The organism is Aeromonas lacus (assembly GCF_000764665.1).
Lineage (GTDB): Bacteria > Pseudomonadota > Gammaproteobacteria > Enterobacterales > Aeromonadaceae > Aeromonas > Aeromonas lacus.
In genome coordinates this window covers 55,758-79,727 of the sequence record NZ_JRGM01000140.1, presented here as the reverse complement: position 1 = coordinate 79,727, position 23,970 = coordinate 55,758, and the positions used below count along the sequence as shown (strand labels likewise).

Below are 23,970 nucleotides of genomic sequence, written 5' to 3'. Positions count from 1 at the left end.
CGGGACATAACTGCAACCGCAAGGTGCAATAAATGCGTATCCTGACGGTTATACACTACACCCGTAGACATTTCGTGAATCTCTATCCCCTGCTCAACTATGTCTATGAAACGTGAAAGTGCTTTGAGTTCGTGGTCACGCCCTAAACGGTCAAGGGACTCCACTACTAAAGCACTAGGGACTTCAACGAGTTTGTCTTTTACTGCTTGCAGGAATACCCCTAACTTACCCTCCAAATGCCGTGCGTGATATGCTGATGCTATGTCCTGTTGTACTTCTTGAACTACTAGGTTCTTGTTCTTGCAGTACAACAATGCATCCTGTGTTTGCCTATCTAGACCGGCACCCTGTTTTTGTTGTGCCGAGCTGATCCGTGCGTATATGTATGCTTTCACCTTGTGCCCCACTGCGTACCATGCGTTTTAAGCGCGTAAACAAACAAAGCAATACACACGTTGCGCAAGTGCTTAAACGCTGCTGTACGTGCATAGGCTGCGTTATACGCTGCGCTTGTGCTGTTGTACGTTTGCACTTGTGTTTGCTTACGTACTGTTTGTACAAGCGGACTGTACTACGCACAAACGTAGGTGTCTTTTGATTTTTCACGGTTGTTCTACGTAGAGGAGAACAGTAAAGTTATGCCAAGCAGCAACTACACCAGTATCGTCGACATTACTCCCCAGAATTTTCACGCAAAACTGATCGATGCCTCCATGAAGAAGCCGGTCGTCATCTATTTCCATGCGCCGCAGATGCCGGAGTGCCAGGGAATGACGCCGTTGATCGAATCGCTGGTTGGGCCTGACAACGAACAGGTCACCCTCGCCAAAGTGGACATGAACAATCCCCAGCTGCAACCGCTGGCCAGCCAGCTCGGCCTGCGCGCCTTGCCGGCACTGGTGCTGTTCCATCAGGGACGCCCGGATGAACAGGGGATCATTGAAGGGCCGCAGGATGAAGCGACCCTGCGCCAGTTCTTCGCTGCCTTCGCGCCAAAAGAGGAAGAGGAGCTGTTTGCCAAGGGGCAACAGGCACTGGCCGATGGCCAGCCCGGCGAGGCTTATGCCCATCTGGGCAAAGCTCATCAGATCGCTCCGGAGCGCCACGACATCAGCCTCTGGCTCATTCAGGCCGCGCTCGACCTCAACCTGCTCGATGAAGCACAGGAGCGGCTCGGCAACATTCCGATGGTGGCACAGGATAGCCATTTCCATGCCCTGACCTCACGGCTGGCACTGGCTCTGCAAGCGGCGGACAGCCCGGAGTTGCGTGCGCTGGAAGCTCGCCATGCCGAGCATCCGGATGACTTTGCGCTGGCGCAGGAGCTGGCGGTGCAATACAACCAGGCTGGTCGTCAGGAAGAAGCGCTGGGACTGCTGCTTGCCATCCTCAAGCGGGATCTCGCTTTTGGCGATGCCAGAAAGACCTATCTCGACATTCTGGCAACCATGGGCAGCACACCGGTGGCACAAAATTACCGTCGCAAGCTCTATAGCCTGCTCCATTGAGCGAGTCTTGAAGGGATGAAGAAGGGGCGTGCCGGGAGACCGGCATGACCTCTGGGATCAAAAGGTAAAGCGGGGATGGAGAATTTCAGGCAAAAAAAAATGGCGCATAACTGCGCCATTTTTTTCGCATGGCTTACTTCTTGTACTTAGTAGCCATGTTGTCGATGCGCTGGTTAGCACGCATAGCTTCTTGCTTGGCTTCAGCAACATCAGCAGCGATCTTGGACTGATCAGCACGAACAGCGCTAACATCTTGAGCCAGCTGGTCAACTTTGTTAGACAGATTCTGAACGGAAGTTTCCAGTTCGCTAGTGTTTGCGCAACCACCCAGCAGAGCGGACAGACCAACAACACCTACCAACAACAATTTTTTCATTTTTAAAGCTCCCTTGAACTCGCCAGACGTTTAGCAAGCGGCGTGATTATGGCACAAAAAAATCATACTTTGCATAGTCCCCAGCACAGATAAATGCATTAAAACCCTCATTTTTTTTTGAATGAACAGTTTTTGTTCAGATTCGGCTAAAAAATGAGTGCCGCGTGATGAGGACACGGACAAAGACTAACCAAAATTTTCGCTTATTACAATTTCGTATGAGCCTCAGGCTGTTCGTTCTGACAGCAATTGGCGATATTGCACCAAATCTTCGATGGTGATCACGGGCATCCGGTGCTGACGACCGAAAGAAATCAGGTCTGGCAAGCGGGCCATCGAGCCATCTTCCCTGGTCAATTCGCACAACACCCCGAACGGTTTCAGTCCGGCAAGCTGCATCAGATCGACCGTCGCTTCGGTGTGACCACGGCGCACCAGCACGCCCCCGGTGCGGGCACGCAACGGGAATACATGGCCAGGCCGGTTGAGATCACCCGGTTTGGCTCCATCGGCGATGGCGGCACGAATGGTGGTGATGCGATCGGCTGCAGATACACCGGTAGTGACCCCCTGCGCAGCTTCGATGGTGACGGTAAACGCGGTCTGATAGTGGCTGGAGTTGGCCTCCACCATCATCGGCAATTCGAGCTGGCGCACCCGCTCGTCGGTCAGGCAGAGACAGACGATGCCGGAGCATTCGCGGATCATCAGCGCCATCTGTTCATTGGTCATGGATTCGGCGGCAAAAATGAGGTCGCCCTCGTTCTCCCGATCTTCATCATCGGCCACCAGCACGCCCTGGCCGGCCCGCAAGGCAGTCAGAGCAGCTTCGACACGGACAATTGGATCACCGAATTCACTGAGTAGAGACTGATTCATGGTAAAGCTCCCAAACAATAAAAGGACCAGAATCAGGGCATGGAAAGGCAGACAGGAATGGCCATGCAGCAGCCAGCCCCCAAGGGGGCAGAGAGTGCAATGTCTGTCTTATCCTCTTTCATCCGGACTATGACCGTCGGCTCCGGCATTTCACCGGATCTGCTGACCCCGCCCCGGCAGACCGGGGTCGGGCGCTCGCGGGCTCCCCGAGTCAGATCGGGATACCGCCGGTGGGGAATTTCACCCCGCCCTGAGAATAAGCGCAGACAGCCTAAAGAAAAGCGCTGGCAGATACCAGCCAAAAACCGGCTCAAGCTGAAAAACCTTTGCCAGACGGATTCGATGTTCTCCCCTTCTCCCATCGCACACCTCTTGTGGCTGTTGCCCCGCCGAATTTCTTTCTGGCCACAATTTGTTTGTGGCATAGTGCCAAAAAACGCGCAGCCTGCGCAGAGACAGGCGCCAACACCACAAACGGAAAATGACAGAGATGGAAAAGAAAATACTGCTAACGGACTGCCCGGACGCCAAGGGCCTCATCGCCAAGATCACCAACATCTGCTACAAGCATCAGCTCAACATCATCAAGAACGATGAGTTCGTGGATCACGAAAATGGACGCTTCTTCATGCGTACCGAGCTGGAGGGGCGTTTCAATGACGAGACCCTGCTGGCCGATCTCGATGATGCCCTGCCCGCTGGCGCCCAGCGCCGTCTGGTAAAGGCTGGCAAGAAGCGCATCGTCATTCTGGTGACCAAGGAGACCCACTGCCTCGGCGACATCCTGATGAAGAACTACGCCGGCGCGCTGGATATGGATATAGTCGCGGTGATCGGCAACTACGACACCCTCGCCGAACTGACCGGCAAGTTCGATATTCCGTTCCACACCGTCAGCCACGATGAGCTGAGCCGTACCGAACACGAAGAGCAGGTACGCTCCATTATCGACGGCTATGCGCCGGACTACGTGATCCTGGCCAAGTACATGCGGGTGCTGACCCCGAGCTTCGTCGAGGCCTATCCGCGCAAGATCATCAATATCCACCACTCCTTCCTGCCAGCCTTCATCGGCGCCCGCCCCTATCGCCAGGCGTTCGACCGCGGGGTCAAACTGATCGGCGCCACCGCCCACTTCGTCACCGACGATCTGGATGAGGGCCCCATCGTCGAGCAGGACGTCATCCACGTCGACCATACCTTCAGTGCTGATGACATGGCCAAGGCGGGTCGCGATGTAGAGAAGTCGGTACTGAGCCGGGCGCTGGAGCTGGTACTGAACGAACGGGTGTTCGTCTATGGCAACAAGACGGTGGTGTTCAAGTAACAACACCAGATAATCCGGAAACAACAAAGGCTCCCGCGGGAGCCTTTGTTGTTAGTGTGAAGATCGGTCAGAGCGGCAGGTCGTTGACCGTCATCGCTCCTTTGTCCAGCTTCAGCTCGGCATTGAGCTTTTGCTGATCGGCCTTCAGATACCCCATGGCGGTCAACTGCTCCAGCATGGGGGCCAACTGCGGCACCGCCTTGCCCAACTTGTCGCTGAGGGAGGCGTGGAGCTGACCGCTCAGCGCCTGCATTCCCTCTTCGCCATTGAAGAGCTTGTCCAGCGAGGTAGAGGCAAGTTTTACCTCTCCCTTCATAGCCGCCACTTCACCATTGAACCTGGCACTCAGATCCGCCAGCTCCAGAGTTGCACCACGCGCCAGCATCTTGTCCAGCGCTTGCTGGATCGCGGTATCCTCTACCCCTTTGCCGCCAGCGGCCTGCAGTCCCTGATATCCTTCCAGATCAAGTCCGTTGAGATGCAGCTCCAGATTGCTGTCGGTCACCGCCAGCGAATCGGTCTCGTTCTCCAGATTGAGCTTGGCCAGCTTCATCCGGTAGCTGCTGGAGAGGGTCTGGGCGTTGTCACCCTTGAGTTGGGTTCCGGTAGTCATGCCCTGCAGGGACACCTTGACCCCGTCAGGCAGCTGCATGGTCAGGGCAGAGAGGCTCATCTCGCTTTGCGGAGAGAGCCAGACCCCGCTGATCTCGGCCAGATCGGCGCTGCCCTTCATCTCGGCCAGCACCAGATCCATCTTGCTCTGCTCTTCGTGAACCGTCATCCCCTGCCAGGCCATGGTCACGTGACCACTCCCTTCCAGATCGCCGTGGAACTCGCCGGTAAGCGGCAGGAAGTGGAACTCGTCCAGCCCCTGCTTCACCTTGAACTCGTCAGCCCAGAAACGGCTGCTGTTGCCCCGGGTCCAGAGGCTGCTGACCGACTCCAGACCAAACTGCCACTGCTCCATGCCGAGCGCAGTGAATACCGGCGCCAGTGAGCCCTGTTTGGTGTCGAGCAGGAAGTGGCTCTTGATATAGAGCGGCATGATGCGGCTCTTCACGGCAAACTCCAGCTCAAGGGGTTGCCCCCCTTCCAGCTCGCTGTCGAGCGCCGCCAGCTCCTGGGGAGTGACCACCAGCTTCAGAACCCCGTCACGGGTAAAGAGGTTGCTGCTGCCGGGTTGCCACTGCAGATCCAGACCGCTTTCACTCTCGACCTTGGCGATCTGTTCCGCCATGATACGGTCGAAGCTGTTGCCTGTGTACCAGCATGCAGCCAAACCGCCACCAACCAGTGCCGCACCCACGGCAAGGGCCACTATTTTTTTCATATATCCATGTCTCTCCAGGAGTTGTCGCTGCACTCTACGGGGCAAGCTCGGCACTAGGCAAGTCCGATCAGAGGCTCCGTCTGTAATCTTCTGTAACCGGCCATTACAACAAGGGGCTGAAAAGGTAGAAGATGTTCTCCATCACCCTCTTGTACCAGGGGCGAGCCTGCCAGCTGGCCAGCGTCATTGGCGTGGCCTCCGCCATATAACCCTGCACCAGCTGGGTCATTTGGGCAACGAAGTGCGGGTTGTCCACCAGCAGAGTTACCTCGAAGTTGAGCCAGAGGCTGCGCCGGTCCAGATTGACTGTCCCCACCAGGGCAAAATCATCGTCCACCAGCACGCTCTTGGTGTGGAGCAGACCGGCATCGTAGCGATAGATCTCCACCCCGGCCGCCAGCAGCTCCTCCATAAAGGCATTGCAGGCATAGTTGGCCATGATGGAGTCGTTGCGAGCCGGCAGCACCAGTTGCACCTGTACACCGCGCGCGGCCGCCGAGCTGAGAGCTGCTGCCAGCGGATCATCCGGCACGAAATAGGGAGTGGTCAGCACCAGATGGCTGCGCGCCTGATAGATGGCAAGCAGCAGACTCTGCTGGATGCAGTCGCCACCAACGAACGGGCCGGACGGGATGAGCTGGGCCCGATAGTTGGTCTGGGGCCACACTTCCGGCTCGTGCTGCAGGCTGTCGAGCAGCCGCTCGCCGGTCTCCACTTCCCAGTCCCAGACAAAGATGGACCACATCAGCGGCACTATGGGCCCCTGCACCCGGATCATGATATCGACCCACTGGCCGACTCCGGCATTCTGTTTGAAGAAGCGGGGATCCACCATGTTCATCGAGCCGGTGTAACCAACCCTGTCATCGATCACCACCAGCTTGCGGTGCATTCGCAGATCCTGACGCTGGAAAGGGATACGCCAGGCACCGACCGGCAGTACCTCCACCAGCTTGACCCCCGCCTTGCGCAGCTTTTTCGGCCAACCCGAGCGGAAGAAGTGCTTGCTCCCCACCGAATCCAGCAGCAAGCGACAATCCACGCCGCGCTGGGCCACTTCCATCAGCGCTTCGCACACATCGTCAGCATCACCGCCGGGGTGCCAGATATAGAACTCCATGTAGCAGGAGAGGGTCGACTTGCGGATATCCTGAGCAATCTCACGCAATATTTGATCGGGTCTGCTGAGCAGGGTCATCCGGTTGCCGGAGAGCATCGGCATGGCGAGCCGCCCCTGGATGAGGTCATGCAGCGGCTGGGCCTTCTCCCCCACTTCGCAGCAGTGCTGGGGGAAGAGACGAGCCAGCTGGCGGATCCAGATGGCGTAAGGGCGATACATGGCTTGCGCCCGCTCACCGCGGCGGCGCCCCAGCTTGATCTCGCCAAACAGGACGTAGAAACCAACCCCGGCAAAGGGAATGGCATAGATGAGGGCCAGCCAAGCCAGCGATACCCCGATAGGGCGCCGCTTCATCACCACCCGAATTGAAACACCGGTGACGATAACGGTGTGAAACAGCAGCAGTAACCAGCCGAGAAAACGGGAAAACAGCAGGTGGAGATCGTATTCGAGACCGTCGAGCAACGGAAACTCCTTCTAATCGACAAGGGGTGGTGGGCAGATCCCACATGGCAGGAATGGTATGCTGTAGGGCAAATCCATTCTATCAGGTCGCACGCATGATTCTGCAATCTATGCTGCTCAGCCTGGCCATGCTAGGCCAAGGCTCATATGACATCAATGAGCAACAGATAAACCAGTACCTGCAATCCCAGGTTCAAGTCGACAAACAGCTGGAACTGCCAGGTATCATCAAGGCCCATGTGAAGCTTGAGCAGAGCGATGTACAACTCGGTCGTCAGCGACCGGATACCGCCCGGGTCTATGGCAAAGGCAAACTCAAGATAGCCCTGCCCGACAACACCGAATATGACGCTCGCCTGCAGATGACCTATGAAGCGAGACCCCGTTACGACAAGAGCCAGAGTGCCCTGTTTCTCGACAACATGAAACTGGTGGAGTACAAGCTGGAGCCGGAGGCGGCGGAGAAGAAGTTTGGTCTCATGCTCGGCATGCTGCTGCAAAGCATGGAAAAAAGGCTGGAGAGCCAGCCCGTCTACAAGCTCAATGACAAGGATCCGCAGCAGGCCTGGCTCAAAGAGAACCTGCTTGGGCTGGAGCTGTCACCGGGCAAGATCCATCTGCTTACCAAAGAACGCTGAACCCCATGTTCAATTCGGGAGGGGCTGGGTGGTATCCCGCACCAGCAGCTCCACCTGATAACCCTGTTGTTGTTGCCGTTCAAAAAGAGAGAAGAGAGAGCCTCGCAATCTGTGCAGTGGCAGATCGGCAAAACCGGCTTTGATGTAGAAGGGTTTCTCGAATGGCAAGGCCTGACACACCACCGGCTTGTCGTCGAGTCCGTGGCAGGCATGCTGCAGCAGGCGTGATCCCAGCCCTAGCGACTGATAGTGGGGCAGCAGACGAAAGCCACACAGATGGTAGAAATCCTCTTCATCCCGCACCCTGACCGCCCCGACCAGCCAGTGAGCATCACGCACGACAAAGATCCGCTCGGCCAGGTCCGGCACGTAGTGAGAGAAGGTCGTTTCGTAATAGTCCCTGATCAGAGAGAGGTCGGCGTCACAGTACTCTTCGAAGGTGAGTTCCATCGCCAGCGAGCTTGCCACAAACAAATCCTTTTGCCATCAATGATTAGTGCCATGTGGTTGCTGCTAATCCGACCAGATGACGAGAGCAAGATAGCACGCCTTTCATTAACAAAAAAGTCGATATCCACAAGAGGCCAGCGAGAGCAGAAGTGCTCTGCTGCACGCCGTGATCCCGCTCACCTGCCGGCAACGCTCACCCTGTTTTCCCGCTTGTTCTGCCCCCCTCATGATGCTTTACTCAACACACGCATAGAGGAAGGAGTTTGCGGTTTGAAAGCATGGAAGCTGGCAGGCCATATGTTGTTGATTCCCTTGGCTGGGTGGTGCGAAGCGCCGCCTCCTGCCGAGGTGGTTTTTCTGTCGGCAGCCCCCGTTCCACCTCTACGCCTGCCGCTTGCGACCCCGGAACCCGAACCACAGGCACAGGCACAGGCACAGGCACAACAGGGGAGCAAACAGATCCATGTCTACAAGTCGGTGCAGAAGAACGGTGTGATCCGCTATTCGGACATGGTGCCGGAGCAGGGCAACTACGAGCTGCTGCTCTTTAACGACTGCTTCGCCTGCGACCCGAAATCGGACGTCAACTGGCACACTACCGGGCTTTTTCTCTATGACTACGCCAGCACCATCAAGGCGGCGGCAGACACCTATCACGTAGAGCCTGCCCTCATCCGGGCACTCATCCACGCCGAATCGGCGTTCAATCCAATGGCGATCTCTCGCAAAGGGGCTATGGGTCTTACCCAGCTGATGCCGGAAACGGCGCGGGAGCTGGGGGTTGGCAATGCCCTGCTGGCAGAGCAGAACATCTTCGGCGGGGTGAAGTATCTGGCGGGATTGCTCAAGCAGTATGAAGGCAACATAGCGCTGGCTACCGCAGCCTATAACGCGGGTGCTGGCGCCGTGCAAAAACATGGCGGCATCCCCCCCTACGCCGAAACTCGTGCCTATGTAGAGCGTGTCCAGCTGCTGCATCAGCGATACAAAGAGATGCTGCAGGCCAAGGGGCTCTAGGTCCTCAGGTTTTTCCCACCGCCAGAAAACAAAAAACACGCCCTTGGGCGTGTCGATACCACACTTTGTTTCGCGAACGATTACTTCTGCTCAGCCGCCACCAGGCGATAAGCCAGCGCACCCAGAATGGCACCGACAATCGGGGCAACCCAGAACAGCCACAGCTGGCCGATAGCCCAGTCACCGACAAACAGCGCAACACCGGTACTGCGGGCAGGGTTGACCGAGGTATTGGTCACCGGAATGCTCACCAGATGGATCAGGGTCAGGCACAGGCCGATGGCAACCGGAGCAAGTGCGGCCGGCGCACGGCTATCGGTAGCCCCCATGATGACGAACAGGAAGAAGCCGGTCATCACAGCTTCGCACACCAGTGCCGCCATCATGCTGTAGCCGCCCGGGGAGTGCTCACCGTAACCGTTGGAGGCAAAGCCGGCGGAAAGATCAAAACCGGCCTGGCCACTGGCAATCACATAGAGTACGGCAGCAGCGGCAATTGCCCCCAGCACCTGAGCCACTATGTAAGAGAACACGCCGGAAGCCGGAAAACGACCGCCAGCCCACAGACCGATGGTGACTGCCGGGTTGAGATGGCAACCGGATATATGGCCGATGGCATACGCCATGGTCAGCACGGTCAGGCCAAATGCCAGTGATACGCCCAAGAGGCCGATCCCTACATGGGGGAAGGCTGCAGCCAGCACGGCACTGCCACAACCTCCCAATACCAGCCAGAAGGTTCCCAAAAACTCTGCTGCTACAGGTTTCACACTATGTCTCCCGATAAGATGAGATAAAAAGGCCCACAAAGGGGCCATGCGTTAACACGCGCAGCATTATGGGAGGAGCAATGGCCGATGCGAACCCGGTTACCAGTCGGCAGAAAATGTGATTTAAGTCACAATTAGTTGATTAATAGAGATATTTGTCAGTAGCGAGCGACAAAGAGGCTGTTGCCAACAAGGAGCCTCATGCGACAACTTGTGACTCCAAAGACCTGTTCTGTCTATTTGTTGATCAACAATTCAGGGCCACACCAGCGGATCACTTGATCGGCGAAAATCGGCTGACCACCTGACCCTGATGCTCAATCCACTCCATGAACATGGCGACTGGACGGGCGTAGACAGTGCCATCCTGTTCCGACTGATAGATCACCAGCTGCTCGCCTGTCTCGGTATGGCTGGCCAGGGTCAGCACCTGATAGTAACCCCCCTTGAAGTGACGATAGCGACCGGGTGTGGGTGCATGCATGGGATACCTCTGCAGATGGAACAGGACGGGAAAGGAGAAATATGCGCTGGCCAGTGCCAGTTGTATCAGCTTTTTCTCGTCGGAAATGACGATGAAGAGGCTTTTTTACACAAGCCAATCGTGCCAGAGAGCGTGAAGATTTCAACACAGTAGAGTAGCTTTGTTAATCACTCCCCCATCTTTCACTGGTGAACCTTGCCAAGCACAAACGATCGTGCTGAATTTAACCTTTTAATAACTCTGTTTTGGGGCTAAAAATCAGGAATTTCTACTAAAAAGAAGATTGTTCTAGCATTCAATTCTGTGAAGAATAGGGGAAAAGATATTTGATACTAAAAACCGCCTTTTTCGCCAACGCGTCCCTGTGGGGAAGGAATCACTGTCACCATGTTCACTATCGACAAGTCGCACAAGCTCGACGATGTCTGCTATGACATCCGCGGCCCGGTGCATAAAGAAGCTCGCCGTCTCGAAGACGAAGGCCACCGCATTCTCAAGCTCAACATCGGCAACCCGGCCCCGTTCGGCTTTGATGCGCCGGAAGAGATCATCAAGGATGTGATCCTCAACATGCCGCTGAGCCAGGGCTACTGCGACTCCAAGGGGCTGTTTTCTGCCCGTAAAGCGGTGATGCAGTACTACCAGCAAAAAGGGATGCGCAAGGTCGACATCGACGACATCTACATCGGCAACGGCGCCAGCGAGCTGATCGTGATGGCGATGCAGGCGCTGCTCAACAACGGCGACGAGATGCTGGTGCCCTCCCCTGACTACCCGCTCTGGACTGCCGCCGTCACTCTCTCCGGTGGCCATGCGGTGCACTATCGCTGCGACGAAGGGGCCGACTGGTATCCGGATCTCGATGACATCCGCGCCCGCATCACGCCGCGCACCCGCGGCCTGGTGCTGATCAACCCCAACAACCCGACCGGCGCCGTCTACGGCAGCGAGTTCCTGCTGGAGGTGATCGAGATCGCCCGCCAGCACAACCTCATCATCTTCGCCGACGAGATCTACGACAAGATCCTCTACGACGATATCTCCCACACCAGCGTCTGCACCCTGTGCGACGATGTGATGGTGGTGACCTTCAACGGCCTCTCCAAGGCTTACCGTGCCTGCGGCTTCCGTCAGGGCTGGATGGTCATCACCGGTCCCAAAGGGCGTGCCCGCGGTTACATTGAAGGGCTGGAGATGCTGGCCTCCATGCGGCTGTGCGCCAACGTGCCGATGCAGCACGCCATCCAGACCGCCCTTGGCGGCTATCAAAGCATCAACGAGCTGATCCTGCCGGGTGGTCGCCTGCGCAAACAACGGGACAAGGCGTGGGAGCTGCTCAACGACATCCCCGGGGTCTCCTGCGTCAAACCCAAGGGGGCGCTCTACATGTTCCCCCGCCTTGACCCCAAGGTGTATGACATCCGCGACGACCAGAAGATGGTGTTCGACCTGCTGCAGCAGGAAAAATTGCTGCTGGTGCAAGGCACCGGCTTCAACTGGCCAGCGCCGGATCACTTCCGGCTGGTGTTCCTGCCCCGCGAAGAGGAGCTGGAGGATGCCATCGGCCGCCTCGCCCGCTTCCTCAAGGGCTACAAGCAGTAAGCAAGACTCATGAAAAAGGCTCCCGCGGGAGCCTTTTTGTTATCTGTCATTTTATTCATGCCATCATTTTATTCATGCCATCAGCCGTGCAGCAGGGCGCCGGCCACCAGTACCGCCATGGTGATGAGGGCTACGCCGATGATGAAGGGCAGCACCCAGCGCACGAAGCGATCGTAGGGGATCTTGGCGAGCGCCAGACCGGCCACCAGATGGGCGGCGGTGGGGGCGAACAGGTTGATCCAGCCGGAGGCGGACTGATAGGCGGTGATCACCAGATCCCGCGAGATGCCGGAGAAGTCCGCCAGCGGCCCCATCAGCGGCATGGAGACAGTCGCCAGCCCCGAGGTGGAGGGGATAAAGAAGCTCAGGATGATGTGCACCAGATAGGCCATCAGGATGAACACCGACGACGACAGCCCGCTCACCAGCCCCTCGGCCCAGTGCAAAATGGTGTCGATGATGACGCCATGCTCCATCACCACATAGATGCCGCGTGCCACCGCCACCACCAGCGCCACCCCGATGAGATCACGAGCCCCGTTGAGGAAGGTCGCCACATAATTGGACTCCGGCATCCGGTTGATCAGCGCGATCAGGATGGAAGCGCTGAAGAACAGAGTGGAGAGCTCGTCAAACCACCAGCCCAGGGTGGGCAGCACATCGATGCCCAGATCCGCCCAGGGCACCACCGCATAGATCATCAGCAGGAAGGTGCCGAAGAAGACCAGCATGGTGAGCTTCTGCTTGCCGGTGAAGGCGAGGTTGCCGCTCTTCATCTGGGAAAACTCGTCGTCATAGACGATGTCGGCCAGCACGGAGCGGGACTTGTCCTGCTGCACCTGCTTGGCGTAGCGCATCACGAACCAGGAGGCGAAGATCACCAGCAGCAGCCACTGGATGACCCGCAGGCCAATCCCCTCACCGATGGGGATACCGGCAAAACCGGAGGCGATGCCGGTGGCAAACGGGTTGACGGTGGAGGCGAGTACCCCGACCCCGGAGCCAAGCAGGATGATCCCCGCCGCCACCATGCGATCGAAGCCCGCCGCCATCATCACCGGCACGATGAGTGCCCAGAAAGCCACCGTCTCCTCCGCCATGCCAAAGGTGGATCCGCCGAGGGCAAAGAGAGCGATCAGCACCGGGATCAGCAGCCGCTCGCGCCCGGCAAAGCCGCGCACAATGGCCCCCACCCCAGCATCCAGTGCCCCGCTCTGCATGGTCACCGCGAGAAAACCACCGATGATGAGCACGAACAGCGCCACGTCGGCCGCCTTGTGAAAGCCCTGAATGGGGGCCTTGAGCACATCGAATACCCCCTGCGGATGAGAGGGCAGCTCGGTGTAACTGCCGGGCACCGGCAACAGTCGCTCGTCGCCGCTGTAATCAGCGACGGCCGCTGCCGCCACCGGCTGCTGGGTTTTGGCCGTCACATAGTTGTATTTGCCCGCCGGCAGCACCCAGGTGAGGGCAGCCATCAGGGCGATGATGATGAAAAGCAGGGTATAGACAGTGGGGAGTTGGCGCTTTTTGGGCGCTTCATTTGGAGTGGTCATAGCTTCCGTACCTCGGCAATGCCGTCATGTGATCCGATCACCGCCAGACTAGCGGGTTTGATATGGGAAAAAGGTGATCGCTGATAATAAAATTCCGTAACTTAGCGGTATTTTTGCCAAAAAAACAGGGCCCCGCAGGGCCCTGTTTTCACTTGAGTCAGACTCAGAGCTCGACCACGTCGAATTTCACGTCCGGATTCACATCCGCATCGTAATCGACCTCGTCCAGACCGAAACCGAACAGGCGCAGGAACTCCTGCTTGTAGCCGGTGTAATCGGTCAGATCGGAGAGATTCTCGCTGGTGATGGATGGCCACAGGTCACGGCAGGTCTGCTGCACGTCTTCGCGCAGTTCCCAGTCATCCATGCGGATGCGGGCCTGATCGTCCAGCGCCATATCGGAAGCGTAGAGACGGGTGCGCATCATGCGATCCACCTGCTCCATGCAGCCTTCGTGAATGCCCTTCTCCTTCATGATCTTGAAGGCCATGGAGATGTAGAGCGGCATCACCGGAATGGCGGAGGAGGCCTGAGTCACCACGGATTTCAGCACAGCGACATGGGCAGTACCGCCCTTGGCAGCCAGATCGCCACGGATGGCGGCAGCGGCGCGGTCCAGATCTTCCTTGGCGCGCCCCAAGGTGCCATGCCAGTAAATTGGCCAGGTCAGATCGGTACCGATGTAGGAGTAAGCTACGGACTTGGCGCCGTCAGCCAGCACGCCGGCATCGCGCAGGGCGGCCATCCACAGCTCCCAATCCTGACCGCCCATGACGGTGATGGTGTTCTGGATCTCTTCCTCGTTCGCCGGCTCGACGGTGGCGGTGATGATCTGATCCTTGTTGGTATCGATGGCGGTAGTGGTGTAGACCTCGCCGATCGGTTTCAGAGCGGAGCGCACCACTTCGCCGGTTTCCGGCATCTTGCGCACCGGAGAGGCCAGGGAGTAGACCACCAGATCAATCTGACCCAGATCCTGCTTAATAAGCTCGATCACCTTGGCGCGGCACTCGTTGGAGAAGGCATCGCCATTGACGCTCTTGGCGTAGAGGCCTGCCTCTTTGGCTGCCTTGTCGAAGGCGGCGGAGTTGTACCAGCCGGCGGTACCGGTCTTGGACTCGGTGCCCGCTTTTTCAAAGAAGACGCCGAGGGTGGCGGCGCCGGAGCCAAAGGCGGCAGCAATGCGGGAGGCCAGACCATAACCGGTGGAAGCGCCGATCACCAGCACCTTCTTGGGACCATTCTCGATGGTGCCCTTGGCTTTGGTATAAGCAATCTGGCGACGAACATTGGCTTCACAGCCAACCGGGTGAGTGGTGGTGCAGATAAAGCCGCGAACCTTAGGTTTGATAATCATATGGGGTCTCGGATCCGTTTAATGGATGAAATCGGGGCATAAGATACCTCATCTTGCCGCGATAAGGTGCTCTGATGTGTTGAACGGCGGCAAAAATCCACAAGCCCACGACAGAAATGAAAGAGAAACAGCCTCCTCACTTACTCCAGATGTGCCCCATGGCAGCAATCCGATAGCCGCGCCGGGCTTATGTTGCCACGCCTCTTATGCCGGCGCTTGCCACAAGCCGCTTGCCTGCCCATGACTGACATATACTTGGACAACATCGTGGCGCTGGATGGTTAGCCCAACGGGGCGGAGGTAACATGACCAGATGTTGGCAAAGATGCTTGTTGTGGGCGGCTGTGGCACTGTTTACAGCCAGTGAGGTATCAGCCAAACCGACTGTCGGCATGGTACTGAAATCGGTCCGCAACGAATTTTTCATCGAGATGGCGAAGGGGGCGGAGACCTATGCAACGGCACACCCCGACGCTCTGACACTACAACTCGAAGGCATCCAGCAGGAGGTGGATGTCACAGGTCAGGAGGCAATCATCCGCAAAATGATCGGCCAGAAAGTGGATGCCCTGGTGGTGGTACCGACCGATTCGGTCGCCATGCTGCCCGTCCTGATGGAGGCGATCCGCGCTGGCATTCTGGTTATCAACATGGACAACAAGCTCGATGACAGGGCGCTGGTGCTGGAAGGGGTCAATGTCCCCTTCGTCGGCCCAAGCAACTTTGCCGGCGCGCGCAGTGTCGGCGAATATGTCGCCAAAAAACTCCCTGCGGGCAGTAAAGTCGGGCTGATCGAGGGCCCCCCCGGTGCCATCAACAGCCGGGCTCGCAGTGACGGATTCCGGGCCGCTCTGCGCGCTGCAGACATGGTTGTCGCCGGCGTGCGCAGCGGCTATTGGGACACAGCTCAGGGCAAGAGCGCCACTATCGATCTCCTCAAGGCAACCCCGGACGTCAAGGCACTGCTCTGCGGTAACGACAATATGGCTATAGGTGCCGCCCAAGCCCTGGCTGAGCTGGGGCTAAAGGGCAAGGTGCTGATCGGTGGCTATGACAATATTCCGGGGATCCACCCCTATCTCAGCGATGGCTCTGTGGTGGCAACCGCTGACCAGTATCCGGGCAAACAGGCACAATATGCGCTCGACCTCGCCCTGAAAGCGCTGGCGCAGAAAATAACGCAAGCCGATCTGCCCGGCATAGTGCAAACCCCTGTGGAGCTGGTCACACATCCTTAGGAGGCTAGATGAAGGGGTGGTGGGTATTGCTGCTATTGTGGTGCCAACTTGCATCGGCCGGGCCAGTGCTAAACATCTATGCCGATGCCTACCCCCCTTTCATTCAGGTTACCGGAGAAAAGCTGAGCGGCCCTTATGTCGATGTCTTTGCCCGCTTGGCCAAGCAGCAAGGGATAGAGTTTCATTTGCAAGCCAAACCCATGCGGCGTCTGCTCAAGATAGTGGCCACCGAGCCAAACAGCTGCGGACTTGGTGTGCACTTCTCGGCTGAAAATGCCGAAACCCTGCGCTACGTTGCGCGCATCGCCCCCATAACCCTCGCAGTCTATGCCCGGCAGGAAACTATTCCGCCCCTGAGCAACATAGAAGCGCTGCGTAACTACCGAATTGGTGCCATCGATGTGGCTGAGCTGAGGGAGCTGCTTGATAATGCAGCGATCCGCTACGAACTGCTGCCCAAGGCCAGTCTGGGGATCGCCATGCTGCAGGCAGGACGCTTCGACCTGTTGATTAGCGACGAGCTCCCCGAGCTGATCACCTCCCCCAGACATAAAAACAGACTTCAGCGAGTGATGATCCTTGCCCGGGTGGAAAGGTGGCTAGCCTGCCATCCGCAACTCCCGCCCGACACAGTGAAACGCCTGCGCACATCGCTATCCCTTGGAGTCTTTGGCGATGCCATGGCCGATATCTGGCAAGGGTATGGTTTAAGCTCGGTATATGAAGGGGTCAGACGGGAGTGGATTGTTATTCCCTGACCACATCCCTATTCAACCTTCTCTCGCGGCCAACTTCAGCAATATCAGCACAGGTATCCTCTCTTGTTTTCGCCCTCCCCACCTTTCACCTCGAGCTATCAATGGAGCCCCCCGCTTGAGGCAGTCAGCAGGCTATCCGGGTGATCTTGCCCGCTTGCAGCTTGTAGAAGGCATCCTGCGGCAACTCCTGAGCCCAGATCGCCGCCTCATCGAGGTCGGCATAGACGCCGCGCAGCATGGCGCCGAGCAGACCGTGGGAAATGACGATGGCGCACTCGGCGACTGTCGGATCCAGCAGCCACTGCTGGGCACGGCGCTGAATGCTGAGGACGCTCTCGGCCCCCGGCGCCTGCAGATACCAATCGCCCCTGCCGGTATCGAGTTCTGGGTGAGCCTGGCAGAGCTCGGGGATCTGGCACCCTTCCCACTCCCCCATGCCGAGCTCCATCAGCCGCTCATCCCAGATGATGCGATCGGCGGGCAAACCCAACTGCTCGCACACCAGCAGGGCGGTCTGACGGGCGCGTCCGAGCGGGCTGGCGTAGACGGTCCAGCGGGAGGGATCCGCCAACTCGTCTCGCAGCCGCCGTCCCATGGCAATAGCTTGCGTTTCACCCTTCTCGGTCAGATCGGAGTTGCAGCGTCCCTGCAGGCGCTGTTCGGCATTGAAAAGGGTCTGGCCATGGCGCAGCAGATAGATGATTCGTGACATGTGATTTCCAGCTGATTCAACGAGATGGGAACAAGGCGACAACCCGAGTGGTGCGGTAACGGCTTTCATTGCCCATGCAGGGGAACGCACAGCCAGCGTTACGGCCTGTGACTCTGGCTGTTGTCGCTTGTGCAGAGTATGGGGAGGCAGGTGTCATGCACCTACCCCTTCTTGATCTCCCGCAGGTAGCGGTAGATGGAGTGAACCGAGATGCCGAGCTGACGCGCGGCGATCTGGGCACTGTCTTTAAGCTCGAAGATCCCCATGTCGTGCAGCTGATTGACGATAACCCGGGTCTTCTGGGAGGGCGGCACGGCCTCATTGCCACGCACCTCAGCACTGACGGTATCTATAGTGCTGTTGAGCGCTTCGTCGATGTTGCGGGCAAACACCTCGGGGGTAGCGTGGTTCTCGCTGGCATGCATGCACTCGGGCATCATGGCACGCAACACGGATTGCAGCGGGGCATCCATGTCGGTGTTGATGCAGAGCAGTCCGATCGCCTTATGCTCCCCGTTGCGGATGACAGTGGTGAGCGAACGCAGGGTCTTGCCGGTCGCACACTTGGTCATGTAGGGGTTGGAGATATCCTGCCCGCTCTTGAGCTTGATCATCGCCAGGTTGGTGATGGGGGCGCCGACGCTGCGGCCGGTGATATGACCGTTGGCAATCTTGATGATCGAGGGGTTGCGCACATCCAGACTGTGGAGCAGTACCTCGGTGTGCTGACCATACATGGCGGCGATACCATCCACGATGATCTCCATCGACTTGAGGATCTGGAAATCGTTCTGACTCAACTCTTGCAGCTTCACATTCGGACCTTCTTGCAAGGGCTGCTGCCGGGCGATGGACGCCGGGCAGCAGCCGACAGGGACACTCAGGCAGACATGATATCAATAATGGTGCTGTCTGTGGCAGACATGCCGTCCTTCACCATCTGACCCACGTTGCGAATGGTCTGATCCACGTTATCGGAAACAATCCCCTGCCCCGACACCGAGTGGCTGTTGAGTGCCATCAGGAAGCCACGTACCGCCGCACCGGAGGAGGTACTCACCTTCATGGCGCAGGAGGCTTTGGCTCCGTCACACACCATGCCGGCACTGTCGCTCAGCACGTTCTGGATGGCATAGCAGGATTGCTCGAAGCTACCGCCCGCCAGATAGACCATGGCCATGGCGGCGGCTGCGCTGGTCACGGTATTACCGCAGAAGGCCGACAGCGGCGGATAGTGGGACTTGATATAGATGGCGCCCAGATGGCTCATGATGAGGGCGCGAGCCAGCTGCTCTTCACTGGCACCATAGCGCTCGGCAATCACCATCACCGGGATGGTGGCGGCAATGCCCTGGTTGCCGCTGCCAAAGTTGCTCATCGCCGGCAGGGTCGCCCCTCCCATGCGGGCATCGGAGGCGGCCGCCGTCATCATCACGATGCGGTTCATCACATCCTCGCCGATAAGACCGGCATCGATGTTCTGCTGCATGGTACGACCGATCTCGAGACCATAGGGGTTGTTCATCCCCTCGGCGGAGAGCTTGCCATTCAGTTCGGAGGCCTTGAGGATGAACCTGATCTGCTCGAATTCCACCTGGGTGGCGAACTCATAGATGGCGGCGATGCTGATATCCACGCCATCGCAGATGGCACCGGTGGCGCCGCTCTGGCTCTGATCGGCGGTGAAGGTCACTTCGCCATCGCGACGCTGCTCGACGATGCGGGTATGACCACCGCACAGGGTCACTTCGGCGCTGTGCTCTTCACCGTTTTCATCAGAGCCATAAACTGTCACGCGGCAGAAGATAAACTCGGGGGCGGCGGTGCGGCTAACCAGCACGCCACCGGCATCGATCAGGGCCTGGGCACGGGCCACCTGATCTGCGGTGATGGCGGCCAGCACCTCCAGCCCGCCATCGGCATTGCCACCGAGGGCGCCGGCTGCGGCGGCGATAGCCAGGCCAATCTTGCCGGTACCCGGCACATAGACACCCATCGAGTTCTTGTAGAGATTATCCGACACCGCCACCTCGATACGACGCGGTGCGCAGCCGAGTTGCCGGGCGGCAACTGCGGCGGCATAAGCGGCGGCGATTGGCTCGGTACAACCCAGCGCTGGTTTGACAACCTGTTGAATAATCTGCAGATACTGCTGCCACGCTTGTTTCATTGATTGAACCTTTCTCTATCCCTTAACGAGCGATATGGGCGATCGCTTCCACTTCAACCTTGACGCCCATCGGCAGATCCTTCACCGCGAAGCAGCTGCGCGCCGGACAATCTTTCTGGAAATAGGCTTTGTAAACCTCGTTAAACGCGGCAAAATCGCTGATCTCGGCGAGATAACAGGTAGTCTTGAGGACTGTCTCCAGCGAGCCGCCGCCCGCCTCCAGCACCGCTTTCAGGTTTTCGAGTGCCTGACGACTCTGTGCCTCAATACCGCCGGCAACCACGCCGCCCTGCTGTTTGCACACCGGCAGCTGGCCGGAGGTAAAGATGAGGTCGCCATAGGCAGTGCCATGGCTGTAAGGTCCGATGGCGTCGGGAGCCGAGGCCGCAGTGATGATTTTTTTCATGTTACCCACTCCGTAATTGCAATTATTTTTGCATTTGTAGTTCTGGTTTCGCTCAACATTATTTGCTTTTTAGTGTATCCATTCAACAAAAAGATAGAAAAATGGCGTAAAAAGGCATCTTTAGGTCTCATAGTAAACCGTGATCACCCTCCTGATTTGAATAAAAGAGAGCGCGGACGCATTGTTTGCAACGCATTCATTCAACTATATTTGCGCCCGCTCTCACCCTTATAACGACAAGAAGGTTCTAATGGACGCGCATAGCACCACACTCAACGGCCCCATGATGGGCACTCTGGAATGGAAAGAGGCAGTTCGCTTCGACAGCACCGACTGGGGCTGGATCATCATGAGCATCGGCATGGCCATCGGCGCGGGGATCGTCTTCCTGCCGGTACAGGTGGGGCTGATGGGCTTGTGGGTCTTTCTGCTCTCGGCGGTAATAGGCTATCCGGCCATGTATATGTTCCAGCGCCTCTTTATCAACACCCTGGCCACCTCGCCCGAGTGCAAGGATTACCCCAGCGTCATCACCGGCTACCTTGGCAAGAACTGGGGTGTGCTACTCGGCGCCCTCTATTTTGTGATGCTGGTGATCTGGGTCTTCGTCTACTCCACCGCCATCACCAACGACAGCGCCTCCTTCCTGCAGAGCTTTGGCGTCACCGACGGCCTGCTCTCGGAAAATCCCCTCTACGGCCTGCTGCTTATTTGTGGTCTGGTGGCGCTGGCCTCGCGCGGCGAAAACCTGCTGTTCAAGATCTCCACCTTTATGGTACTGACCAAGATCAGCGTGGTGGCCGTGCTCGGCCTGATGATGGTGGACAAGTGGGATGCGGCCAACATCACCGCCATGCCTGCCACCGGTGACTGGATGAAGGATGCCATCATCATGCTCCCCTTCACCCTCACCTCCATCCTCTTTATCCAGAGCCTGAGCCCCATGGTGATCTCTTACCGTTCGCGGGAGAAGTCGCTGGAGGTGGCCCGTTTCAAGGCGATGCGCGCCATGAATATCGCCTTCGGTATCCTGTTTGTGGTGGTGTTCTTCTACGCGGTCTCCTTCACCCTGGCCATGGGTCACGATCAGGCGGTCAAAGCCTCCGAGGAGAACATCTCTGCACTGGCCATGGTGGCGCAGGGGATGCCCGGCCAGACCCTCAAGCTCCTGAGCCTTACCCTCAACATCTTCGCGGTGATGACCGCCTACTTCGGCGTCTATCTTGGTTTCCGTGAAGCCTGTCAGGGACTGGCGATGAACCTGCTGCGCCGGGTGCTGCCGGAAAACCGCATCAACAAGGGGATGGTGGGCAAAGGGATCATGGTGTTTACCGTCATGCTCTCCTGGGGGGCCATCGTGCTCAACGCCCCGGTACTGAGCTTCACCTCCATCTGCAGCCCCATCTTCGGTATGGTGGGTTGCCTTATCCCTGCCTATCTGGTCTATCAGGTACCGGCGCTGCACAAGTACAAGGGCACTTCCCTCTACATCATCATCGTCACCGGCCTGCTGCTATGTGTCTCGCCCTTCCTGGCGTTCAACTGATCGGTTGCAAGCGGATATCCCCCAATCGCTCACGGGTCACCATCAGGTGGCCCGTTTTCATTGGGATTACGCTGGCAACAGAACAAAAAGCCAAGGGGATCACAACTTCCCCCTCTCCCTGACCGAAGTACAGCAGCGAGGAGTAATATTCAGACATAACCGCATGCACCCGTCCTATCGGGTATCGAGGCCTCATATGAAATGGATTTTCAACCCTGCTATCAGGCTGGGCAACCAGCTCTCCTTCAAATTCAAGTTTCTGCTCTGGTCCTGTCTGATGCTGCTGCCGCTTGCCTACAGCATGGCCAACCTGCTGGGACGGCTGCAGGATGACAACGAACAGGCCCGCAAGGAGCTGGCCGGCGTCATCAATCTGGCCACCGTGCCCGCCATCGAACAGGCGCTGCTGACCCACCGCAATCTGGTCACCCAGCACGCCTACGAACAGAACCCGGTGGGAGAGGATAAGGTCAAAGCCGCGGCCCAAGCCGTGGACGATAGCCTGCGTGCCTTCGCCGATACCCGTCAGGAGAATCCCGCTTTCGACGCCCTCAAACAGGGGTGGGCAGCCCTGCAGAGCGAAGGGAGCAAGCTGGAAGTTGATCAGAGCAATCTGCGCCACGACAAGCTGCTGACCGAAGTGCGCCATCTCTACAAGAACATCACCGCCGCCAGCAGCCTGATCCAGGATCCGGCGCTCGGCACCTATTACATGGTGATCCTCACCAGCGAACGGCTGCCGCAACTGCGCGACCTGCTGGCTCAGGTGCGGGATCGCGCCGCCACCATCGCCGACTTCGGCCTGTTTCAGGCGGAAGGGTACAGCGGCCTGCGTTTTCGCCTCGACCTCATCAACGCCACCCTGCAGGAGCTGGAAGCCGATCTGACCCTGCTCTACCAGATTGAACCCGCCTATCGGGCCGAGCTGGGCCAGCAGACCGATGCCCTGCTGCAACAGGTGCGTCAGGGGGTCGATACCATGGAAAACAAGATGATGAAGGATCAGCTGGTGCAACTCTCAACCAAGGAGGTGCTGGCGCTGGGAGATGGGCTCGATAACACCATCACCAAACTGGCAGGCCAGGTGCGCCAGCGGCTGGAAGCCGACCTGCATCAGCGCATGGCAGCCAACCAGCGCCATTTCTGGTGGGTCACGGCACCACTGACCGCCATCCTGCTGCTCTATATCTACCTGATGATCGGCGCCTATCTCTCCCTGCGCGACACCGTTGGCCGGGTACGGGAGATCGCCGCCCGGGTCAACGCCCAGGATCTCAGCCAGCACATCGAGATCGTCGGTCAGGATGAGCTGGCCGCCATCAGCCGGGATTACAACGTCACGCTGGAGACCCTGCGTACCCTGATGCGGCGGGTACGGGAAAACGGCGTCACCGTGGTGGAGAGCGCCACCGAGATCGAGGATCGCACCTGCCGCTCCCAGGAGGTGATCGCCGCCCAGCAAGGGGAAACTCATCAGGTGGCCACCGCCATCAAGGAGCTGGCCGCTACTTCACAAGACATGGCGGGCAACGCCCTGCAGGCTGCCCGCATGACTCAGGAAGCCCAGCAGGTGGTGGGTCAGGGCGAGGCAGTGGTCGATCGCACTATCAAGGCGATCGACCATATCAACCGCGAGGTGCTACGCACCGCCGAGAGCATTGGTCAGCTGGAGCAGCAGTGCAGTCAGATTGGCGGCGTCATTAGCGTGATCCGAGGTATCGCCGAGCAGACCAACCTGCTGGCACTCAACGCCGCCATTGAGGCCGCCCGGGCGGGTGAACAGGGACGCGGCTTCGCCGTGGTAGCCGATGAAGTGCGCTCGCTGGCCAGCCGCACCCAGGGGGCCACCGTCGAGATCCAGCAGATGATTGAACAGCTGCAATCCGGCGCCCGCGCCTCGGTCAATGCCATGTCTGCCGCCAGTCACGAGGCGCAGGAAGGAGTCGGTCTCGCCCAGGAAGCCCAGCACGCTTTCGGCGCCATCACCGAGAAGGTGGATCGGATGGTCGATACCAATGCCATCATCGCCAGCGCCATCGAACAGCAGGGCGCTGTGGTCAACGAGATCGAGCGCAATGTGGTGCGCATCTCCGATGGCAGTGACGAGGCGCTGCAGGTAGCCAACGACGCGCGCGATGCCGCTCGCCAGATCCACCGGCTTACCGAGCAGCTGCGCAGCATGGTGCAGAGCTTCATCCTCTAAACCAGCCTGATCGGGTCAGCCATCAGTTAAAACCAGCCTCGTCGGGCTGGTTTTTTAT

The 23,970-nt window shown here is 58.2% G+C and carries 23 protein-coding genes and 1 riboswitch; of the genes, 9 read left to right on the top strand and 14 right to left on the bottom strand.

The features are described from left to right. Positions 1–395: recombinase family protein (locus tag LG31_RS0113850; protein WP_161785986.1), on the bottom strand; the 395-nt coding region annotated here is incomplete at its 3' end. 243 nt (positions 396–638) lie between these two features. Between LG31_RS0113850 and LG31_RS0113845 the strand changes: the two genes are divergently transcribed. Next, positions 639–1,508, top strand: a complete 870-nt coding sequence (locus LG31_RS0113845; RefSeq protein ID WP_033115039.1) for a tetratricopeptide repeat protein — start codon at positions 639–641, stop codon at positions 1,506–1,508. A 133-nt stretch (positions 1,509–1,641) separates the two neighbouring features. Here LG31_RS0113845 and LG31_RS0113840 read toward each other — a convergent pair whose 3' ends face one another. Both LG31_RS0113840 and ribB read right to left on the bottom strand, forming a co-directional pair. Beyond that, positions 1,642–1,884 carry an Lpp/OprI family alanine-zipper lipoprotein gene (locus LG31_RS0113840; protein ID WP_033115038.1) on the bottom strand — a complete coding sequence of 81 codons (243 nt, stop codon included), beginning with the start codon at positions 1,882–1,884 and terminating at the stop codon, positions 1,642–1,644. Between the two features lie 225 nt (positions 1,885–2,109). Continuing rightward, positions 2,110–2,763 (bottom strand): 3,4-dihydroxy-2-butanone-4-phosphate synthase, encoded by a 654-nt coding sequence (gene ribB, locus LG31_RS0113835; protein ID WP_033115037.1) that lies wholly within the window; start codon positions 2,761–2,763, stop codon positions 2,110–2,112. Between the two features lie 106 nt (positions 2,764–2,869). Next, a riboswitch (FMN riboswitch) is annotated at positions 2,870–3,025 on the bottom strand. Positions 3,026–3,253: 228 nt separating this feature from the next. Between ribB and purU the strand changes: the two genes are divergently transcribed. Then, positions 3,254–4,090, top strand: a complete 837-nt coding sequence (purU, locus tag LG31_RS0113825; protein ID WP_033115035.1) for a formyltetrahydrofolate deformylase — start codon at positions 3,254–3,256, stop codon at positions 4,088–4,090. A 67-nt stretch (positions 4,091–4,157) separates the two neighbouring features. On the opposite strand, the gene LG31_RS0113820 is transcribed toward purU, so the two are convergent. Both LG31_RS0113820 and cls read right to left on the bottom strand, forming a co-directional pair. After that, positions 4,158–5,420: a DUF945 family protein gene (locus tag LG31_RS0113820; RefSeq protein ID WP_033115034.1), complete on the bottom strand. Its 1,263-nt coding sequence runs from the start codon at positions 5,418–5,420 to the stop codon at positions 4,158–4,160. A gap of 103 nt (positions 5,421–5,523) precedes the next feature. Then, positions 5,524–7,005, bottom strand: a complete 1,482-nt coding sequence (gene cls / locus LG31_RS0113815; RefSeq protein ID WP_033115033.1) for a cardiolipin synthase — start codon at positions 7,003–7,005, stop codon at positions 5,524–5,526. A 95-nt stretch (positions 7,006–7,100) separates the two neighbouring features. On the opposite strand from cls, the gene LG31_RS0113810 reads away from it, so the two are divergent. Then, positions 7,101–7,643 carry a YceB family lipoprotein gene (locus LG31_RS0113810; RefSeq protein ID WP_033115032.1) on the top strand — a complete coding sequence of 181 codons (543 nt, stop codon included), beginning with the start codon at positions 7,101–7,103 and terminating at the stop codon, positions 7,641–7,643. A 9-nt stretch (positions 7,644–7,652) separates the two neighbouring features. On the opposite strand, the gene LG31_RS0113805 is transcribed toward LG31_RS0113810, so the two are convergent. Next, positions 7,653–8,093, bottom strand: coding sequence for a GNAT family N-acetyltransferase (locus LG31_RS0113805; RefSeq protein WP_050513467.1), 441 nt, complete (start codon positions 8,091–8,093; stop codon positions 7,653–7,655). A 297-nt stretch (positions 8,094–8,390) separates the two neighbouring features. On the opposite strand from LG31_RS0113805, the gene LG31_RS0113800 reads away from it, so the two are divergent. Then, complete coding sequence (locus LG31_RS0113800) at positions 8,391–9,110, top strand: lytic transglycosylase domain-containing protein (protein WP_033115048.1); 720 nt, start codon at positions 8,391–8,393, stop codon at positions 9,108–9,110. A gap of 80 nt (positions 9,111–9,190) precedes the next feature. Here the strand turns inward: LG31_RS0113800 and aqpZ are convergent, their stop codons facing one another. Next, positions 9,191–9,880 (bottom strand): aquaporin Z, encoded by a 690-nt coding sequence (aqpZ, locus tag LG31_RS0113795; protein ID WP_033115030.1) that lies wholly within the window; start codon positions 9,878–9,880, stop codon positions 9,191–9,193. 274 nt (positions 9,881–10,154) lie between these two features. Then, positions 10,155–10,364 carry a DUF1653 domain-containing protein gene (locus LG31_RS0113790; RefSeq protein ID WP_033115029.1) on the bottom strand — a complete coding sequence of 70 codons (210 nt, stop codon included), beginning with the start codon at positions 10,362–10,364 and terminating at the stop codon, positions 10,155–10,157. A gap of 387 nt (positions 10,365–10,751) precedes the next feature. Between LG31_RS0113790 and LG31_RS0113785 the strand changes: the two genes are divergently transcribed. Beyond that, the gene (locus LG31_RS0113785; protein WP_033115028.1) at positions 10,752–11,966 is read left to right on the top strand and encodes a pyridoxal phosphate-dependent aminotransferase; all 1,215 of its coding nucleotides are present in this window, start codon (positions 10,752–10,754) and stop codon (positions 11,964–11,966) included. Positions 11,967–12,046: 80 nt separating this feature from the next. On the opposite strand, the gene LG31_RS0113780 is transcribed toward LG31_RS0113785, so the two are convergent. Then, the gene (locus LG31_RS0113780; RefSeq protein ID WP_033115027.1) at positions 12,047–13,522 is read right to left on the bottom strand and encodes a YfcC family protein; all 1,476 of its coding nucleotides are present in this window, start codon (positions 13,520–13,522) and stop codon (positions 12,047–12,049) included. 163 nt (positions 13,523–13,685) lie between these two features. After that, entirely contained in the window at positions 13,686–14,879 is a 1,194-nt protein-coding gene (gene fabV / locus LG31_RS0113775; RefSeq protein ID WP_021229323.1) for an enoyl-ACP reductase FabV, read from the bottom strand. 344 nt (positions 14,880–15,223) lie between these two features. Here fabV and LG31_RS0113770 point away from each other — a divergent pair, with 344 nt between their 5' ends. Together LG31_RS0113770 and LG31_RS0113765 are read left to right on the top strand one after the other, a co-directional pair. Beyond that, a complete protein-coding gene (locus tag LG31_RS0113770) occupies positions 15,224–16,117 on the top strand; it encodes a sugar ABC transporter substrate-binding protein (protein ID WP_238567521.1) in 894 nt (297 codons plus the stop codon). Between the two features lie 8 nt (positions 16,118–16,125). Then, the gene (locus LG31_RS0113765) at positions 16,126–16,875 is read left to right on the top strand and encodes a substrate-binding periplasmic protein (protein WP_033115025.1); all 750 of its coding nucleotides are present in this window, start codon (positions 16,126–16,128) and stop codon (positions 16,873–16,875) included. A 124-nt stretch (positions 16,876–16,999) separates the two neighbouring features. Here the strand turns inward: LG31_RS0113765 and LG31_RS0113760 are convergent, their stop codons facing one another. The 4 genes from LG31_RS0113760 to LG31_RS0113745 form a co-directional block, all read right to left on the bottom strand. Further along, a complete protein-coding gene (locus LG31_RS0113760; RefSeq protein WP_033115024.1) occupies positions 17,000–17,587 on the bottom strand; it encodes a histidine phosphatase family protein in 588 nt (195 codons plus the stop codon). A 161-nt stretch (positions 17,588–17,748) separates the two neighbouring features. Then, positions 17,749–18,402: a helix-turn-helix transcriptional regulator gene (locus LG31_RS0113755; RefSeq protein WP_033115023.1), complete on the bottom strand. Its 654-nt coding sequence runs from the start codon at positions 18,400–18,402 to the stop codon at positions 17,749–17,751. A gap of 65 nt (positions 18,403–18,467) precedes the next feature. Then, on the bottom strand, positions 18,468–19,757 hold the full coding sequence (locus tag LG31_RS0113750) for an L-cysteine desulfidase family protein (RefSeq protein ID WP_033115022.1): 1,290 nt from the start codon (positions 19,755–19,757) through the stop codon (positions 18,468–18,470). 22 nt (positions 19,758–19,779) lie between these two features. Then, entirely contained in the window at positions 19,780–20,163 is a 384-nt protein-coding gene (locus tag LG31_RS0113745) for a Rid family detoxifying hydrolase (RefSeq protein ID WP_033115021.1), read from the bottom strand. Between the two features lie 250 nt (positions 20,164–20,413). Here LG31_RS0113745 and LG31_RS0113740 point away from each other — a divergent pair, with 250 nt between their 5' ends. Together LG31_RS0113740 and LG31_RS0113735 are read left to right on the top strand one after the other, a co-directional pair. Next, positions 20,414–21,709 (top strand): SLC5/6 family protein, encoded by a 1,296-nt coding sequence (locus LG31_RS0113740; protein WP_050513466.1) that lies wholly within the window; start codon positions 20,414–20,416, stop codon positions 21,707–21,709. A gap of 196 nt (positions 21,710–21,905) precedes the next feature. Next, positions 21,906–23,912, top strand: a complete 2,007-nt coding sequence (locus LG31_RS0113735) for a methyl-accepting chemotaxis protein (protein WP_033115020.1) — start codon at positions 21,906–21,908, stop codon at positions 23,910–23,912. Positions 23,913–23,970: the final 58 nt, after the last annotated feature.